Origin of the sequence: Actinoplanes sp. NPDC023801 (assembly GCF_040639655.1) — a bacterium.
Lineage (GTDB): Bacteria > Actinomycetota > Actinomycetes > Mycobacteriales > Micromonosporaceae > Actinoplanes.
The window spans coordinates 441,628-457,252 of the sequence record NZ_JBFAAI010000001.1; the positions used below are offsets into that span (position 1 = coordinate 441,628).

The 15,625-nt window shown below is 69.4% G+C and carries 13 protein-coding genes; 12 read left to right on the forward strand and 1 reads right to left on the reverse strand.

What is annotated here, in order from left to right:
* The first annotated feature begins 61 nt into the window (after nucleotides 1–61).
* The 7 genes from AB0G04_RS02145 to AB0G04_RS02175 all read left to right on the forward strand — a co-directional run bounded on the left by AB0G04_RS02145 (nucleotide 62) and on the right by AB0G04_RS02175 (nucleotide 8,058).
* Nucleotides 62–1,156, forward strand: coding sequence for a BMP family ABC transporter substrate-binding protein (locus AB0G04_RS02145; protein WP_360974877.1), 1,095 nt, complete (start codon nucleotides 62–64; stop codon nucleotides 1,154–1,156).
* Between the two features lie 158 nt (nucleotides 1,157–1,314).
* Complete coding sequence (locus AB0G04_RS02150; RefSeq protein ID WP_360974880.1) at nucleotides 1,315–2,796, forward strand: ABC transporter ATP-binding protein; 1,482 nt, start codon at nucleotides 1,315–1,317, stop codon at nucleotides 2,794–2,796.
* 56 nt (nucleotides 2,797–2,852) lie between these two features.
* Nucleotides 2,853–3,992 (forward strand): ABC transporter permease, encoded by a 1,140-nt coding sequence (locus tag AB0G04_RS02155; RefSeq protein WP_360976213.1) that lies wholly within the window; start codon nucleotides 2,853–2,855, stop codon nucleotides 3,990–3,992.
* Between the two features lie 4 nt (nucleotides 3,993–3,996).
* The gene (locus AB0G04_RS02160) at nucleotides 3,997–5,265 is read left to right on the forward strand and encodes an ABC transporter permease (protein WP_360974883.1); all 1,269 of its coding nucleotides are present in this window, start codon (nucleotides 3,997–3,999) and stop codon (nucleotides 5,263–5,265) included.
* 115 nt (nucleotides 5,266–5,380) lie between these two features.
* Nucleotides 5,381–6,097, forward strand: a complete 717-nt coding sequence (locus AB0G04_RS02165; RefSeq protein WP_360974886.1) for a cytidine deaminase — start codon at nucleotides 5,381–5,383, stop codon at nucleotides 6,095–6,097.
* Entirely contained in the window at nucleotides 6,094–7,371 is a 1,278-nt protein-coding gene (locus tag AB0G04_RS02170; RefSeq protein ID WP_360974889.1) for a thymidine phosphorylase, read from the forward strand. The genes AB0G04_RS02165 and AB0G04_RS02170 overlap by 4 nt, the downstream gene beginning before the upstream one ends.
* A gap of 6 nt (nucleotides 7,372–7,377) precedes the next feature.
* Entirely contained in the window at nucleotides 7,378–8,058 is a 681-nt protein-coding gene (locus AB0G04_RS02175; RefSeq protein ID WP_360974892.1) for a DUF4272 domain-containing protein, read from the forward strand.
* A gap of 4 nt (nucleotides 8,059–8,062) precedes the next feature.
* On the opposite strand, the gene AB0G04_RS02180 is transcribed toward AB0G04_RS02175, so the two are convergent.
* Nucleotides 8,063–8,863, reverse strand: coding sequence for a putative RNA methyltransferase (locus tag AB0G04_RS02180; protein WP_360974895.1), 801 nt, complete (start codon nucleotides 8,861–8,863; stop codon nucleotides 8,063–8,065).
* Nucleotides 8,864–8,889: 26 nt separating this feature from the next.
* On the opposite strand from AB0G04_RS02180, the gene AB0G04_RS02185 reads away from it, so the two are divergent.
* From AB0G04_RS02185 to AB0G04_RS02205, 5 genes are all read left to right on the forward strand, one after another.
* On the forward strand, nucleotides 8,890–10,011 hold the full coding sequence (locus tag AB0G04_RS02185) for an adenosine deaminase (protein WP_360974898.1): 1,122 nt from the start codon (nucleotides 8,890–8,892) through the stop codon (nucleotides 10,009–10,011).
* 454 nt (nucleotides 10,012–10,465) lie between these two features.
* Nucleotides 10,466–13,882: a nitrate- and nitrite sensing domain-containing protein gene (locus AB0G04_RS02190; protein WP_360974901.1), complete on the forward strand. Its 3,417-nt coding sequence runs from the start codon at nucleotides 10,466–10,468 to the stop codon at nucleotides 13,880–13,882.
* A complete protein-coding gene (locus AB0G04_RS02195) occupies nucleotides 13,879–14,283 on the forward strand; it encodes a roadblock/LC7 domain-containing protein (protein ID WP_067706828.1) in 405 nt (134 codons plus the stop codon). Before AB0G04_RS02190 ends, AB0G04_RS02195 begins: the two co-directional genes overlap by 4 nt.
* Nucleotides 14,284–14,414: 131 nt before the next feature.
* On the forward strand, nucleotides 14,415–14,795 hold the full coding sequence (locus AB0G04_RS02200) for a DUF742 domain-containing protein (protein ID WP_043533582.1): 381 nt from the start codon (nucleotides 14,415–14,417) through the stop codon (nucleotides 14,793–14,795).
* 1 nt (nucleotide 14,796) lies between these two features.
* Nucleotides 14,797–15,384, forward strand: coding sequence for an ATP/GTP-binding protein (locus tag AB0G04_RS02205; protein ID WP_043533378.1), 588 nt, complete (start codon nucleotides 14,797–14,799; stop codon nucleotides 15,382–15,384).
* Nucleotides 15,385–15,625 lie beyond the last annotated feature (241 nt).

A 15,625-nucleotide genomic window follows, 5' to 3' on the forward strand; every position in this document is an offset into this window, starting at 1 on the left:
GCTCCCGCCTGAGATTCACCCGAGTTAACAGGACCTCGGTGTGCAGCGGAAGGAGGGCGTCTTGCGCCCAGTACGTGGGAAGCGGATCGTGGCGATTCTCGCGGCAGGTGGGCTGACGCTCGCTGCCGCGGCATGTGGTGAGGCGCCGGCCGAGACCGGTACGCCGGGCTCGAGCGCGAGCGCCGCCGCCGCTTACAAGGCCTGCATGGTCACCGACCTCGGTGGCATCGACGACAAGTCGTTCAACGCGTCGGCCTGGGCCGGCCTGCAGGCCGCCCAGAAAGAGGCCCCGAACGTCGACCCGAAGTACGTGGCGTCCTCCTCCGAGGCCGACTACGAGCCCGGCCTGCGCGGCTACGTCACGCAGAGCTGCAACTTCATCCTCGCGGTGGGTGGCCTGATGGGCGAGGTGACCACCAAGGTCGCCAAGGAGAGCCAGACCTCCCAGTTCGGCATCGTGGACAGCACCAGCGGCAACAGCAACGTCTACCCGATGCAGTTCGCCACCCACCAGGCCGCGTTCCTCGCCGGTTACCTGGCGGCGGGCTACTCGAAGTCCGGAAAGGTCGCCACCTACGGCGGTCTGAAGATCGCCCCGGTGACCATCTTCATGGACGGCTTCGCCGACGGTGTCGCCCACTACAACCAGGTCAAGGGCAAGAAGATCGAGGTCCTGGGCTGGAACAAGGCGACCCAGAACGGCAGCTTCGCCGAGAGCTTCATCGACCAGAACAAGGGCAAGAGCGTCACCCAGACCCTGGTCGGTCAGGGTGCTGACGTGATCATGCCGGTCGCCGGCGGCACCGGTCTGGGCACCGCGCAGGTCGCCAAGGACTCCGGCGGCAAGGTCTCGGTCATCTGGGTCGACCAGGACGGCTGCGTCAGCGCCGCGCAGTACTGCGACGTCTTCCTGAGCACCGTCGTCAAGAACATCGAGGGCGCGGTCAAGCAGGCCGTCGTCAAGGGCGCCAAGGGTGAGGCCCTCGCGGCCGCTCCCGGTTACCAGGGCACCCTCGAGAACGACGGCGTCTCGCTCGCGCCGTTCAACAGCTTCGACAGCAAGGTCGACCCCACGCTGAAGACCGAACTCGAGAAGCTGAAGGCCGACATCATCGCCGGCACCGTCAAGGTCGAGTCGGTCAGCGCACCGAAGTGACCCTCGGGTAGGTAACATTCGGCCGCCGCCCGGCCGCGGGTCAACACCCGCAGCCGAGCGGCGGCTCGCATTCCACCGTCCACCAGCCCAGTTACCGAGGTCGGGAGATTCCGCTGAAACTGGAACTGCGCGGCATCACCAAGCGCTTCGGCGACCTGGTGGCCAACGACCACATCGACATCACCGTCGAACCCGGCGAGGTGCACGCCCTGCTGGGTGAGAACGGCGCCGGCAAGTCGACGCTGATGAACCAGCTGTACGGCCTGCTGCAGCCGGACGAGGGTCAGATCGTCGTCGACGACGAACCCCGCGTCTTCAAGAGCCCCCGCGACGCCATCGCCGCCGGCATCGGCATGGTGCACCAGCACTTCATGCTGGTCCCCGTCTTCACCGTGGCGGAGAACATCGCGCTCGGCGCCGAGGAGGTACGCGGCGGCCCGCTCGGCTGGCTCGACCGCCGCCGCTCCCGCCAGGACGTCATCGACACCTCCAGGAAGTACGGCCTCCCCGTCGACCCGGACGCGCTCGTCGAGGACCTTCCGGTCGGCGCACAGCAGCGCGTCGAGATCGTCAAGGCGCTGACCCGCGAGGTCGACCTGCTCATCCTCGACGAGCCGACGGCCGTGCTCACGCCCCAGGAGACCGAGGAACTGCTCGCGGTGATGCGCTCGCTCACCGCCATGGGCAAGTCCATCGTCTTCATCACCCACAAGCTCAAAGAGGTCAAGGCGATCGCCGACCGGATCACCGTGGTGCGCCGCGGGAAGATCGTCGGCACCGCCAGCCCCGACACCAGCGAGGACGAGCTGGCCGCCCTGATGGTCGGGCGTGCCGTGAGCCTCGAGGTGCAGAAGACCCCGGCCGAACCGGGCCGCAGCATCCTCAAGGTCGCCGGCCTGGTCGCCGACGACGACCGGGGCATCCGCGCGGTCGACGGCGTCGACCTGGAGGTCCGCGCCGGGGAGGTGCTGGGCATTGCGGGCGTGCAGGGCAACGGCCAGACCGAGCTGGTCGAGGCCGTGATGGGCCTGCGCGAGGTACGGGCCGGCACGATCCACCTGGAGGACGACGACCTGGTCGGGATGAGCACGAAGAAGGTCCTGCGGGCCGGTGTCGGCTACATCCCCGAGGACCGCAGCCACGACGGGGTCGTCAAGGAGTTCTCCGTCGCGGAGAACCTGGTCCTGGACATGTACGACCGCGCCCCGTACGGCAACGCGTTCAGCATCGACCTGAGCAAGGTGGACGGCAACGCCAAGGACCGGATCGAGCAGTTCGACATCCGCTGCCAGTCGTCGGCCACCCCCGTCGGCACCCTGTCCGGCGGCAACCAGCAGAAGGTCGTGGTTGCCCGGGAGATGTCCCGGCCGCTGCGCCTGTTCATCGCGTCGCAGCCCACCCGTGGTGTGGATGTCGGCTCGATCGAGTTCATCCACAGCCGGATCATCCAGGAGCGTGACCAGGGCACCGCGGTGCTGGTGGTCTCCAGCGAGCTGGACGAGGTGGTCGGCCTCGCGGACCGGATCGCGGTCATGTACCGCGGCCGGATCCTGGCCATCGTCTCGCCGGACACGCCGCGCGAGGAGATCGGTCTGCTCATGGCCGGCATTACCGGCGACACGCCGGAGGGAGAGAAGTGACCGGGTTCCTGCGGAGACTCTGGTCCGCGAACAACGTCACGCTGACGTTCCTGTCGATGATCCTGGCCGTGATCATCGGCGCGGTTCTGATCATCGTCTCGGACGCGGACGTGCTGGCGAAGTTCGGATACTTCACCGCCCGTCCGAGTGACGCGGTGGAGTCCAGCTGGCTGCTGGTCAGCACGGCGTACGGCGATCTGCTCAAGGGCGCCCTCGGTGACCCCGCGGTCTTCTCGGCCTGGTTCGCCGGCACCGCCACCTGGCAGCAGGCGTTCTTTCAGCTGTCCGAGACGCTGACGTACGCGGCGCCGCTGGTGTTCACCGGCCTGTCGGTCGCGCTGGCGTTCCGTGGCGGCCTGTTCAACATCGGCGCGCAGGGGCAGGCCGTGCTCGGCTGCCTCGCGGCCGGTGTCGCCGGGTTCACCTTCGGGCTGCCGATCGTGCTGAACCTGATCGTCGCGATCGTCGCCGGCATCATCGGCGGCGCGTTGTGGGGCTTCATCCCGGGCTTCCTCAAGGCCCGGACCGGGGCGCACGAGGTGATCACCACGATCATGCTCAACTACACCGCCGGGCTCTTCCTGTCCTGGCTGGTCATTCAGAAGGGCATCCAGGCGCCCGGCAAGAGCGACGCGATCAGCAAGATGGTCGACCAGTCCGCGATGCTGCCGTCGCCCGGCGGCCAGATCCGCGTCAACCTGGGCATCATCCTCGCCGTCCTGGTCACGGCCGGGGTCGCCTGGTTGCTGAACCGGTCGGCGTTCGGCTTCGAGCTGCGGGCGGTGGGTTCCAACCCGCACGCCGCGAAGACCGCCGGCATCAGTGTCAGCAAGACCTACATCCTGCTCATGGCGATCGCCGGCGGCCTGGCCGGAATGGGCGGGGCCGTGCAGGTTCTCGGCACCGCGCACCAGCTGACCCCCGCGGTGGCCGGCAACATCGGCTTCGAGGGCCTGCTCGTCGCCCTGCTGGGACGCAACCGTCCGTGGAGCACGTTCTTCGCGGCGCTGCTGTTCGGCGTCCTGCGGGCCGGCGGCAACCGGATGCAGTCCTACTCCGGCATCTCGTTGGAACTGGTCACCGTGCTGCAGGCGCTCATCGTCATCTTCATCGCCGCCCCCGCTCTGGTGAAGGCGATCTTCCGTCTGCGTGCCGCCCGGGCTGCCGGGCTCGGCGCCTCCCTGGCGAAGGGCTGAGGACATGTCGACCGCGACTGTGGAGGACCTGCCCGAGGTCGCCGCGCCGGAGCCGTTCTGGACCCGGCAGCGCCGCCTCGGCCTCGGCCTCGTCCTGATCGGCGGACTGGCCGCCGGGGCGTTCGGCGCACTGGCACCGAGCGAGGACGCCCGGTTCACCCTGAGCGAGGACGCCGCGGGCGCCGCGCTCTCCATCAACGGCCAGTTCGGCGCGATCCTTTTCGGGCTGCTGACCGTGGCAGCCGGCGGGGTGCTCTTCGCCGGCCTGCTCAAGCGCTGGTCCAACGCCCTGCTCAGCGTCGGCATCCTGACCTTCGTGCTCTCCTTCCTCTGCTGGCAGGTGGCGGGGGAGTTCATGCCGCTGGTGGACACCACCGACGGCACGCTGCAGCTCGCGCTGCCGCTGATCCTGGGTGCGCTCGCCGGTGTGCTCGGTGAGCGTTCCGGTGTGGTCAACGTGGCGATCGAGGGCCAGTTCCTGATGGGCGCGTTCGCCGGGGCCCTGGTCGGCACGATGGCCACCAGCGTCTGGGCGGGACTGATCAGCGCGGCCGTCGGCGGTGTGATCATCGCGGCGATCCTGGCCGTGCTGTCGATCCGCTACCTGGTCGACCAGACCGTCGTGGGCATGGTGCTGAACCTGTTCGCGCTCGGTATCACCGGCTTCCTCTACGAGCGCCTGATGCAGCCGGACGCCCAGACGTACAACCAGCCGCCGCAGATGCCCGAGTGGCGGATCCCCGGACTCGCCGACATCCCGGTGATCGGCCCGGTGCTGTTCGAGTCCAACCTGCTGGTCTGGCTGGCGCTGGGCCTGGTCGTGCTGATTCATTTCGGGCTCAACCGGACCCGGTGGGGTCTGCGGACCCGTGCGGTCGGCGAGCACCCGACCGCGGCTGACACGGTCGGCATCCGGGTACGCGGCCTGCGGTACCTGAACGTGCTGCTCGGCGGTGTGGTCGCCGGTGTCGGCGGGGCGTACTTCACCCTGGTGGCGACGGGCAGCTTCACCAAGAACATGACCGCGGGCGCCGGCTTCATCGCTCTGGCAGCGCTCATCTTCGGCCGCTACACCCCGTTCGGGGCCTTCGGGGCGGCACTGTTCTTCGGGTTCGCCCAGAAGCTGGCCACCTATCTGGGTGCGATCGAGAGCCCGGTGCCGAGCCAGTTCCTGAACATGCTGCCCTACCTGGCGACACTGATCGCGGTGGCGGGGCTGGTGGGCCGGGTCCGTGCCCCGGCGGCGGACGGTCTCCCGTACGTCAAGGGTTGATCTTGAAAAAACAGGGCGGAGGCCTGCGGTTTCCGCCCTGTTTCATGATCATTTATTGTCCGCCGGTACCGGTGCCGCGGTAAATCCGTCCCGCTCGTACGGCAGAATCGGCGTCATGGAGATCGACTGGGCGGCCCTGCGGGCTGCCGCCATCGAGACGATGCGGCGGGCCTACACGCCGGTGTCAGACTTCCCGGTCGGCGTTGCCGGCCTGGTCGACGACGGCCGGGTGATCGTCGGCTGCAACGTGGAGAACGCGTCCCTGGGGATGACCCTGTGCGCCGAGTGCGGCCTGGTCAGCTCATTGCACGCGACGGGTGGCGGCCGGCTGGTGGCGATCTCGTGCGTCGACGCCACCGGCGCCCCGCTGATGCCCTGCGGCCGGTGCCGTCAGCTGCTGTGGGAGCACGGCGGCCCGGAACTGCTGGTCGAGGCGCTGCCCCGGCCGCTGCGGATGACCGAGCTGTTGCCGTACGCGTTCGGCTACGAGGACATGGAACGGGTCACCGGCCCGGTCGGTGCCGCCGACGTCCCGGCCGAGCTGGCCAAGTGGCGCGGCCGCGGCACCGTCTTCGTCCACCCGGACCTGTCCGGCGGCGCGACGATCTGGACGGGCTATTGGGAGCGGTCGTCCGGCGAGCCGGGTTCGGCCGATGAGAAGGGCATCCTCGAGGAGGGGCCGAACCTGCCGAACGCGGCCGCCGCGGTGGCGTGGGGGCTGGTCCGCACCCCGCGGGTCGTCGTGGTCGATGCCGAGGGCGGTCTGTCCTGGGCGGGCGAGGGGGAGGCCCCGGAGGGCATCCCGCAGCGTTGGGAAGAGGAAAAACAGTGAGCGCTTTCGCAGCGGTGGACGTCATCCGGGCCAAACGGGACGGCCACGAGCTCACCGGCGCCCAGATCGACTGGGTGGTCGACGCCTACACCAAGGGTGTCGTCGCGGACGAGCAGATGTCGGCGCTGGCCATGGCGATCCTGCTGCGCGGCATGACGCCCGCCGAGATCGCCCGCTGGACCGCCGCGATGATCGCCAGCGGTGAGCGGCTGGACCTCTCCTCGGTGTCGCGCCCGACCGCCGACAAGCACTCCACCGGTGGCGTCGGCGACAAGATCACCCTGCCGCTCACTCCGCTGGTCGCCGCCTGCGGCGTGGCGGTGCCCCAGCTGTCCGGCCGCGGCCTGGGCCACACCGGCGGCACGCTGGACAAGCTCGAGTCGATCGCCGGCTGGCAGGCCCGCATCTCGAACGACCAGTTCAAGAGCCAGCTGCAGGACATCGGCGCGGTCATCTGCGCGGCCGGCGAGGGCCTGGCACCAGCCGACCGCAAGCTGTACGCGCTGCGCGACGTCACCGGCACGGTCGAGGCCATCCCGCTGATCGCCAGCTCCATCATGAGCAAGAAGATCGCCGAGGGCACCGGTGCGCTGGTGCTGGACGTGAAGGTCGGCACCGGCGCGTTCATGAAGGACCTGGCCAGCGCCCGCGAACTGGCCCGCACCATGGTGCAGCTCGGCAAGGACAGCGGCGTCACCACGGTGGCCCTGCTCACCGACATGAGTACCCCGCTCGGCCTCGCGATCGGCAATGCCAACGAGGTCGCCGAGTCGGTGGAGGTCCTCGCCGGCGGCGGACCGTCCGATGTGGTGGATCTCACGCTGGCGCTGGCCCGCGAGATGCTCGCCGCCGCCGGGGTCGACGCCGACCCGGAGAAGGCGCTGACCTCCGGGGCAGCGATGGACACCTGGCGGGCGATGATCCGCGCCCAGGGCGGCGACCCGGACGCGCCGCTGCCGACCGCCGCGCACACCGAGGTGCTCCGGGCCGGCTCCGACGGCGTGGTGACCTCGATCGACGCGTACGGCGTCGGCATCGCGGCCTGGCGTCTCGGCGCCGGACGCGCCCGTAAGGAGGACCCGGTGAGCTTCGGTGCCGGCGTGCAACTGCGGGTCCGCCCGGGTGACCGGGTCAAGGCCGGTGACGTATTGCTGGAGCTCCGGACCGATGACGAGTCGCGGATTCCGGTGGCACGCGACGATGCGGCCGCAGCGGTCGTCCTCGGTACCGAGCCGGCCGACCCTTCCCCGCTCCTGCTCGACCGCATAGCCTGAGCCGCCATGCAGAAGGCCGTCCCCGACCCCCGCGCGGTCCGCGAGGCCAGTCTCGACGAGCTGGCCCGTCTCGGCCTGCCCCTGCCCCCACTGGCGTTCCCGCTGGTCTGGGAAGAGGGTGACACGGTCGAGCTGCGTCCCACCGCGGAACTGGAGGCCCGTGCCGCGGTGCTGCACGTGGTCGTCGCCCGCTGCTTCGGTATGCCCACCGAGGCCGCGATGAGCTGGCTGCTCGGCTCGCACCTGGTGGAGCTGGTCACCCCGCCGGAGTGGCAGTTCGTGATCGGCGCCAAGGGCGACCACCGCTCGTTCGTGCTGCATCACGACGCGGTCTTCGCCCTGGCCTGGCTGCTCGGACTGAGCCGGCACCTGGACCCCACGGTGCCGCCGGACGACCGGATGATGGCGCAGATGCCGGACCTGCCGGCCGGTGAGACCTTCGCCAGCTGGCGGTCCCGGTCGCTTGTCGCGCTCCGGGACCCGGTCGAGGCGGCGGTTCTGCTGGATCTCTACTACTGCCTGGACTGGGCCTTCCAGGAGGCGGAGCAGAGCGGCCGGTCCCTGCCCGGCGAGGTGGACGGCAACGCGATCGGCCAGCGCCGGTGGGCCCTGGAGTGGGCGGTCGTCTTCAAGGGGCCGTACCACGACGACCCCCCGGAGTGGGAAGAGGTCGACCTCTCCGTCTGACGGGTCAGCGCGGCCGGTACACCGCCACGTCGACCGCGGCCGTCACCGTCAGGTCGTGGGTGGGCAGTTCCTCCACCGGTACGTGCCGGGCGCTCGGTGTCATTCCGATCAGCGTGCGCACCTCGGCCGCGGTCAGTTTCAGCTCACGCCGCAGCGTCCGGCTCGTCCCCGGCGTGAAGTGCTCGCCCAGGCTGCCGCTCACCCGTGCCGCCTTGTCCGGGTCCACCTGGATCAGCCCGTGCGCGGTGACCAGTTCGGACAGGTGGTCGGCGGCCGGCGTGACCACCAGCAGCACCCCCGCGGGCCGGAGCACCCGGTGGAACTCGGGTCCGTTGCGCGGCGCGAAGACGTTCAGGATCACGCTTGCGGCCGCGTCCGCCACCGGCAGCGGCCGCCACAGGTCGGTCAGCACCGCCGCCGCCCGCGGATGCGCCCGAGCGGCCCGCCGCAGCGCCGGCTTGGACACGTCCAGGCCGATACCGATCGCTTCGGGGGATCCGTCCAGGAACCGGGCCAGGTAGTCGCCGGTGCCGGTGCCCGCGTCGAGCACCAGCCCGCCGGTGGAGTGCCGGGCCAGTTCGGCGGCGATGAACGAGTAGTGGCCGGCGGCCAGGAAACCGGCGCGATCGGCCACCATCTCGGCGCTGTCCCCGATGTGCGGCAGCCGTCCGGCGCTCAGGTCGGCGTACCCCTGACGGGCCATGTCGAAGCTGTGCCGGCGTGGGCAGCGCAACGCCCGGTCCTCGCGGGCGAGTGTTTCCCGGCACACCGGGCATCGCAGATGCGGAATTGCTCCGTCGATCATCAAGGGCTTCCTACTAGGCTCTTCTGATGGCTGGCATCGCACATTCCGACATCATCAAGGCGCCGAAGGTTCTGTTGCACGACCATCTGGACGGCGGCCTGCGGCCGGCCACCATCGTCGAGCTGGCCGAGGCGGTCGGTCACGAACTGCCGTCCACCGATCCGGAGCGCCTCGGCGAGTGGTTCGTCGCGGCCGCCGACTCCGGCTCGCTGGAACGGTACCTGGAGACCTTCGCCCACACCGTGGCCGTGATGCAGACCGAGGAGGGCCTGCACCGGGTCGCGAAGGAGTGCGCTCTCGACCTGTCCGCCGACGGCGTCGTCTACGCCGAGATCCGGTATGCCCCCGAGCAGCACCTCGAACGCGGGCTCACGCTGGACCGGGTGGTCGAGGCCGTGCACGCCGGGTTCCGCGAGGGCTGCGCCGAAGCGGCCGCGGACGGCCGCCCCATCCGGATCGGCACGCTGCTGACCGCCATGCGGCACGCCGCCCGATCGCAGGAGATCGCCGAGCTGGCGGTCCGGTACCGGGACACCGGTGTGGTCGGTTTCGACATCGCCGGTGCCGAGGCCGGGTTCCCGCCCACCCGCCACCTGGACGCCTTCGAGTACCTGCAGCGGGAGAACTTCCACTTCACCATCCACGCCGGCGAGGCGTTCGGCCTCCCGTCGATCTGGCAGGCCCTCCAGTGGTGCGGCGCCGACCGGCTCGGTCACGGCGTACGCCTGGTCGACGACATCGCGGCCGGCGCGGACGTCCCGAGCGCCCCGTCGGTGACCGGGGGCACCCACTCGGCGCCGCCGGTGCTGGGCCGTCTCGCCGCGTACGTGCGTGACAAGCGGATCCCGCTGGAGATGTGCCCGTCGTCGAACGTCCAGACCGGTGCCGCCCCGTCGATCGCCGAGCACCCGATCAAGCTGCTGCACGATCTCCGGTTCCGGGTCACGGTCAACACCGACAACCGGCTGATGAGCGGTACGTCGATGTCACGCGAGATGACGCTGCTGACGGAGGCGTTCGGGTGGGGCTGGATGGAACTGCAGTGGCTGACCATCAATGCCATGAAGAGCGCTTTCATCCCGTACGACGAGCGCCTAGTCCTGATCAACGAGGTGATCAAACCGGCGTACGCCAAACTGCTGGCGTGAGATCCGGGTATATCAGGTCATAACCGGATCTGAATGAACGTACGTCAAAAGAAATCGTCCGTCAGACTCTGGGGCCCCGACGTTCGGCTAGACTGCCGCCTGCAAACTCGGCATACTCTGGCACCTTGCCTTGCCGATCGCGGGGAACCGAGTCATCGTCACTTCTATCGCGATCGACTACGATCGGGACCCGGTCGGCGTGCACCCACCCCCCAATGCTGCGCCGACCGAGTAAGTGACCTTGAGAGATGTGCGGCTCCACAGGCAGTGATACCAAGACCGGCGATGTCCAACTACGACGTTGCAACATCGCGTCACACAACCGGTCCGTGTCCGCCTGCTCTTTCTCTTTGACACTTGTCGTGATGGAATCTCGGGGGCCCGACGTCGGCGAGTCGGCCGTGTGCGGTGCCTGGCGAGCCGAATGCCGGGCCCGAATCAGGAGGACGGTGACGTGAGCAAGCGCCCTAACAGCGCGAATGGCGTCATGTCGCGTCTCAGTCGACCCGCGGGTCGGCTCCGAGACCTACCCATCTGGTCCAAACTTGGGCTGATCATGCTGGTGCCGACGGTGGCAACGATCGTCGTCGGTGTCAACGGCCTCGTGGAGCAGATCGACGAAGCCAGCAACGCGGACCGGGCACGCACTCTCTCGGTGCTTTCCGAGGCCGCCGGTGGTCTGGTGGACCACCTGCAGGCCGAGCGGACCTACGGCATCATGATCGCGGTCAGCGACAAGGACACCGACCCGTTCAAGAATGCGGTCAAGCTCTACAACCAGGAGCACCCCGAGGTCGACAAGGCCAAGACTCCGTACCTCCAGCAGAACACCGCGCTCGAGGACGTGCCCGACAACGTCGGCACCCTGCTCCTGCGGCTGGACCGCAACCTCGAGGACCTGCCGGCCTTCCGTAGCCGCGCCGCCAACGGTGGCGAGGACGTCGACAACGTCCGCAACACCTACAACCAGCTCATCGAGGACCTGCTCAAGGTCCGCGACATCTCCGCGCAGCTGGCCTTCGACCAGGAGCTGAGCGACAACCTGCGGGTCGTCGCCGCGGTGGCCCGGGCCAAGGACTACATCGCCCAGCAGCGTTACCTCGGCCAGCAGATCGTCGACGCCCAGCGGTTCGACAACGACCTGCGCCGGAAGATGCTGCAGACCAAGACCGGTTACAGCCTGGCGCTGGACACCCTCACCTCGGTCGGCACGGCGGACGAGGTGGCCTACTTCAACAACACGGTCACCGGCGAGAAGCGGCAGGCCGCGGAGAACTACGCCGACCCGCTGGAGTACCGGCAGCCGCAGGCCACCGGGAACCTCCCGTTCGACTCGGCGAAGTGGGAAGAGGCACTGGCCGGCTACAACCAGCTGTTCCGTCAGGTCGAGATCGAGTTCGACAAGCGGATCGTTGCCGACGCCACGGCGCTGCGCGACGAGACGAACCAGGACGTCTTCCTGCGGACCAGCCTCCTGCTCAGCATGCTGCTGCTGGCCATCCTCTTCGCCTGGCTCGTCGCCCGGTCGATGGCCCGCTCGCTGCGTGAGCTGCGTCAGGGTGCCCTCGCGGTCGCCCAGTTCGGCCTGCCGCACGCGGTGAGCCGGCTGCGTGACCCGGCGCTCTCCGCGTCGCTCACCCCGGCCCAGGTCGCCGACCAGATCGCCGAGCCACTCCCGGTGCGTAGCCGGGACGAGTTCGGGCAGGTGACCGAGGCGTTCAACGCGGTTCACCTCGAGGCGGTCCGGACCGCGGCCGAGCAGGCCGCCCTCCGTGCCTCCGTTGCGACGATGTTCGTCAACCTCGCCCGCCGTTCCCAGATCCTGGTCGACCGGCTCATCGGTCACCTGGACCGTCTGGAGCGCGGCGAGGAGGACCCGGACCGGCTGGCCGAGCTCTTCCAGCTCGACCACCTGGCCACCCGAATGCGCCGTAACGACGAGAACCTCCTGGTCCTCGCGGGCGCCGACTCGACCCGTGTGCAGCGTGAGCCCGCCGCTCTGATCGACGTGCTCCGTGCCGCGCAGTCCGAGGTCGAGCACTACACCCGCATCGAGTTCGGCATGATCGACCGGGACATCGAGGTGGCGGCACACGCCGTCAACGACATGGTCCACCTGGTCGCCGAGCTCTTCGACAACGCGACCGCGTTCTCTCCGCCGAACTCCAACGTCCTCGTCGAGGCCCGGCGTATCGGTGAGAACGCCGTGCTGACGGTCGAGGACCACGGCATCGGCATCAGCCGTGAGCAGCTCCGCGACCTCAACGAGCGGCTCGCCAACCCGCCGACGGTGGACGTGGCCGTCTCCCGGATGATGGGCCTCGTCGTGGTCGCCCGGCTGGCGAACCGGCACGCGGTACGGGTCGAACTGCGACCCGCCGACCGCGAGCGCGGCACCGTCGCCGAGGTGGGCCTGCCCGTGTCGGTCCTCGCCGCGGCGGCCTCCGCCCAGGTGCAGGGTCGCAACCCGTACGACCAGGGTCGCAGCCCGTTCGACGGCGGTCCCGGCTCCGGCCTTCCGGCCTTCGGCGAACCGCTGGCCCTGGAGAGCGGCTACCCCGGCCCCAATGGGTCCAACGGGTCCAACGGGGCGGTCCCGGCCTGGTCGGACCTCACCGGAGCGGCCCCGGCCGGCTTCGGCGGGTTCAACGCCGGTGGCTACAACGGCAACGGCAACGGGTCGGCCAACGGATTCCACGGCCCGCGCAGCAACGAGGTCATCCCGCCGCTACCGGCCGGCCCGCAGGGCTTCGCCGGTCTCGACGAGCTGGCTCAGCGCCGCAACGGTGGAGACTTCCGTCCTGACGGTGACACCAACGGCTACGGAGCGACCATCCCGCGTCAGCTTCCGTCCAACCCGAACGCGTTCATGCCGCCGGTGTCGGCACCCCCGGTTCCGCCGATCTCGGCGCCTCCGGTCTCGTCGGCCCCTCCGATGTCGGCCGCGCCGATCTCTCCGGGCCCGTCCGCGCCGATCTCGGCTTCCCCGATCTCCGGATCGCCGGCCGACCAGCGTGGGCAGTTCGCCTCGGCACCTCCGGCCTGGCCGCCGGTGGCCGCCGAACGCGAGCCCGCCACCCCGCACGTGCCTCAGAACCTGGCCGCCGCGCTCGACATGACTGCCGAGATCCCGCGGTACCGCCCGGAGAACTTCGATTCTCAGCCGCAGGTGGCGCGTCCGACCAACCCGCAGACGGCGCCGGTCTCCCCGTCGCCCGCACTGCCGCCCGTCCCGGACCCGGCGGAGGCGCAGGCCACCGCCGCCGCGCAGATGGCGTCGGCCCGCGAGGGCGCGGTCCCGTTCGCGGACGAGACCATGGAACTGCCGATCTTCCGCGAGCTGGAGTCGGCGTGGTTCACCACGACGCCCGGCGCGGAACCGGTCCGTCCCACGGTCTCCGGTGCCGGCGAGGAATCGGTCGTCTCCCAGCGGATCCCGACCGGCGAGCCCACCCGCACCGCGGGTGTTCCGCAGCAGGCGCCGTCGCCGGAGTCGCGCAACCTCGACCCGGCTACTGTTGGCGCACCGGCTGCGGCCGGCTACGGCAACGGTGGCGCCCCCGCGGCCAACCCGTGGCGGACCGCTGCCGACGACGGCTGGCAGGCCGCTCGCAAGGCAGCCGAGACGCCGGTCGACAGCACCACCACGGCGGGCCTGCCGAAGCGCACGCCGATGGCTCAACTCGTCCCCGGCGGTGTCGACCGGGGCGGTAACTCCGTCCAGCGCCGTACTCCCGAGGGGGTTCGCGGGCTACTCTCCGCGTACCACCGCGGTGTGCAGCGCGGTCGCACCAAGGAACAATCGACCAACCTGGAGGACACTCCGGGAGGGCAGCAGCCCTCGCAGGCTGGCAAGGAGCATGAGGCATGACATCTACGCAGGATCTGGGTTGGCTCCTCGCCAACTTCGCTGACCGCGTTCCCGGGGTCGCGCACGCGATCGCGGTCTCCGCCGATGGGCTGCTCCTGGCGTCCTCGCGGGACCTTCCCCGGGACCGCGCCGACCAGTTGGCGGCCATCGCGTCCGGCCTGGTGAGCCTGACGCAGGGCGCCGCACGATGCTTTGAGGGTGGCGCCGTCCTCCAGACGGTCGTCGAGATGGACAACGGTTTCCTGTTCCTGATGTCCATTTCCGACGGCTCGTCGTTCGCGGTTCTCGCGGCGCGCAGCTGTGATGTCGGTCAGGTCGGCTACGAGATGGCCCTCCTGGTCGACCGGGTCGGCGAGGCTCTCACACCCGCGCCGCGCTCGGCGGCCGGGGTGCTGGGCTGAACCGATAGTGGGCCGGCAGCATTCATGGGTTTGCCTGGGCTTTTCCGCCACGGGTACGCTCAGCCGGCTACTGGTAAAAGCTTTGATAACCAATACACTTCGAGGGGCCGAGGGAGGGGTTGACGGTGACGATGCCTGAACGCGATGAGCCGACTGGCGCGCTGGTCAGGCCGTACGCCATGACCCGCGGTCGGACCCGGCCGAAGCTTGAGATAGCGCTGGAAGCGCTGGTCGAGACAACCGTGCGCGGCCGTTCTGGGATTAGTCGCGGCGGGCAGGGTGGAAGCGAGCATCAGTACATCGCGGCGATGTGCGACGGCGGCAGAGTTCAGTCGCTCGCCGAGATCGCCGCACGCATGCAACTGCCGCTCGGTGTGGCACGTGTGATCGTCGCGGACATGGCCACTGACGGTCTGGTCGCGGTTTACGAGCCCACCTCGCTCGAAGACGAGACCGACGCGGTAGGCACGGAACTGCTGGAAAGGGTGCTGAGTGGACTTCGCAGGCTCTGACATGTCGCACCGTCCCGCTGCGGGACGCGTGACATCGGCGAAGATTGTCATCGCCGGTGGCTTCGGCGTCGGCAAGACGACGCTGGTGGGGTCGGTCTCTGAGATCACCCCGCTCACCACTGAGGCGATCATGACCTCGGCCGGTGTGGGTGTCGATGACAACCGGCAGGTGCCGGGCAAGATGACCACCACCGTGGCCATGGACTTCGGCCGGATCAGCATCGACCGAGACCTGATCCTCTACCTCTTCGGAACGCCTGGCCAGACGCGGTTCTGGTTCATGTGGGACGAGCTGGTCCGGGGTGCCATCGGCGCGGTCGTCATGGTGGACACGCGTCGGCTCGCCGACTGCTTCGCCGCCATCGACTTCTTCGAGCACCGCCGCTTGCCGTACCTCGTGGCGATCAACTGCTTCGACGGCATGCAGTACCACAACGCGCAGGACGTGCGAGACGCTCTGGCGGTCTCGAGCGACGTGCCCGTCGTGAGCTGCGACGCCCGTAACCGCGAGTCGACGAAGAACGTGCTCATCTCGCTTGTCGAGTACGTCCTGACGATGCGTCGCACCCGCGCCACGGCGCCCGCCTGAGCAACAGCTTCACCGACTTGGTCAGCACAGCACCCGTCTGACAAAGCGGTCGGAAGCCCCGCTTCGCCGGAGGAACACTCCACCGGTCGAAGCGGGGCTTTCGCGCGCTTTCCGGCCGTTTGCCATCGTATATGAGCGATCACCTGATGTCATCGCTCGATGCAGGCGGGCCTTGATGCTCGAACCGGCGGGCCTCGATTTACGCGGGCCCCCGGTTCCTGGCATGGCTCGCTTCCTTCAG

Bases quoted from the DNA above. Each gene is read 5' to 3' on its own strand.
- AB0G04_RS02195 (WP_067706828.1), top strand. From the start codon at position 13,879: ATGACATCTACGCAGGATCTGGGTTGGCTCCTCGCCAACTTCGCTGAC.
- AB0G04_RS02175 (WP_360974892.1), top strand. From the start codon at position 7,378: ATGCAGAAGGCCGTCCCCGACCCCCGCGCGGTCCGCGAGGCCAGTCTC.
- AB0G04_RS02180 (WP_360974895.1), bottom strand. From the start codon at position 8,863: ATGATCGACGGAGCAATTCCGCATCTGCGATGCCCGGTGTGCCGGGAA.
- AB0G04_RS02155 (WP_360976213.1), top strand. From the start codon at position 2,853: ATGATCCTGGCCGTGATCATCGGCGCGGTTCTGATCATCGTCTCGGAC.
- AB0G04_RS02200 (WP_043533582.1), top strand. From the start codon at position 14,415: ATGCCTGAACGCGATGAGCCGACTGGCGCGCTGGTCAGGCCGTACGCC.
- AB0G04_RS02205 (WP_043533378.1), top strand. From the start codon at position 14,797: ATGTCGCACCGTCCCGCTGCGGGACGCGTGACATCGGCGAAGATTGTC.
- AB0G04_RS02165 (WP_360974886.1), top strand. From the start codon at position 5,381: ATGGAGATCGACTGGGCGGCCCTGCGGGCTGCCGCCATCGAGACGATG.
- AB0G04_RS02160 (WP_360974883.1), top strand. From the start codon at position 3,997: ATGTCGACCGCGACTGTGGAGGACCTGCCCGAGGTCGCCGCGCCGGAG.
- AB0G04_RS02185 (WP_360974898.1), top strand. From the start codon at position 8,890: ATGGCTGGCATCGCACATTCCGACATCATCAAGGCGCCGAAGGTTCTG.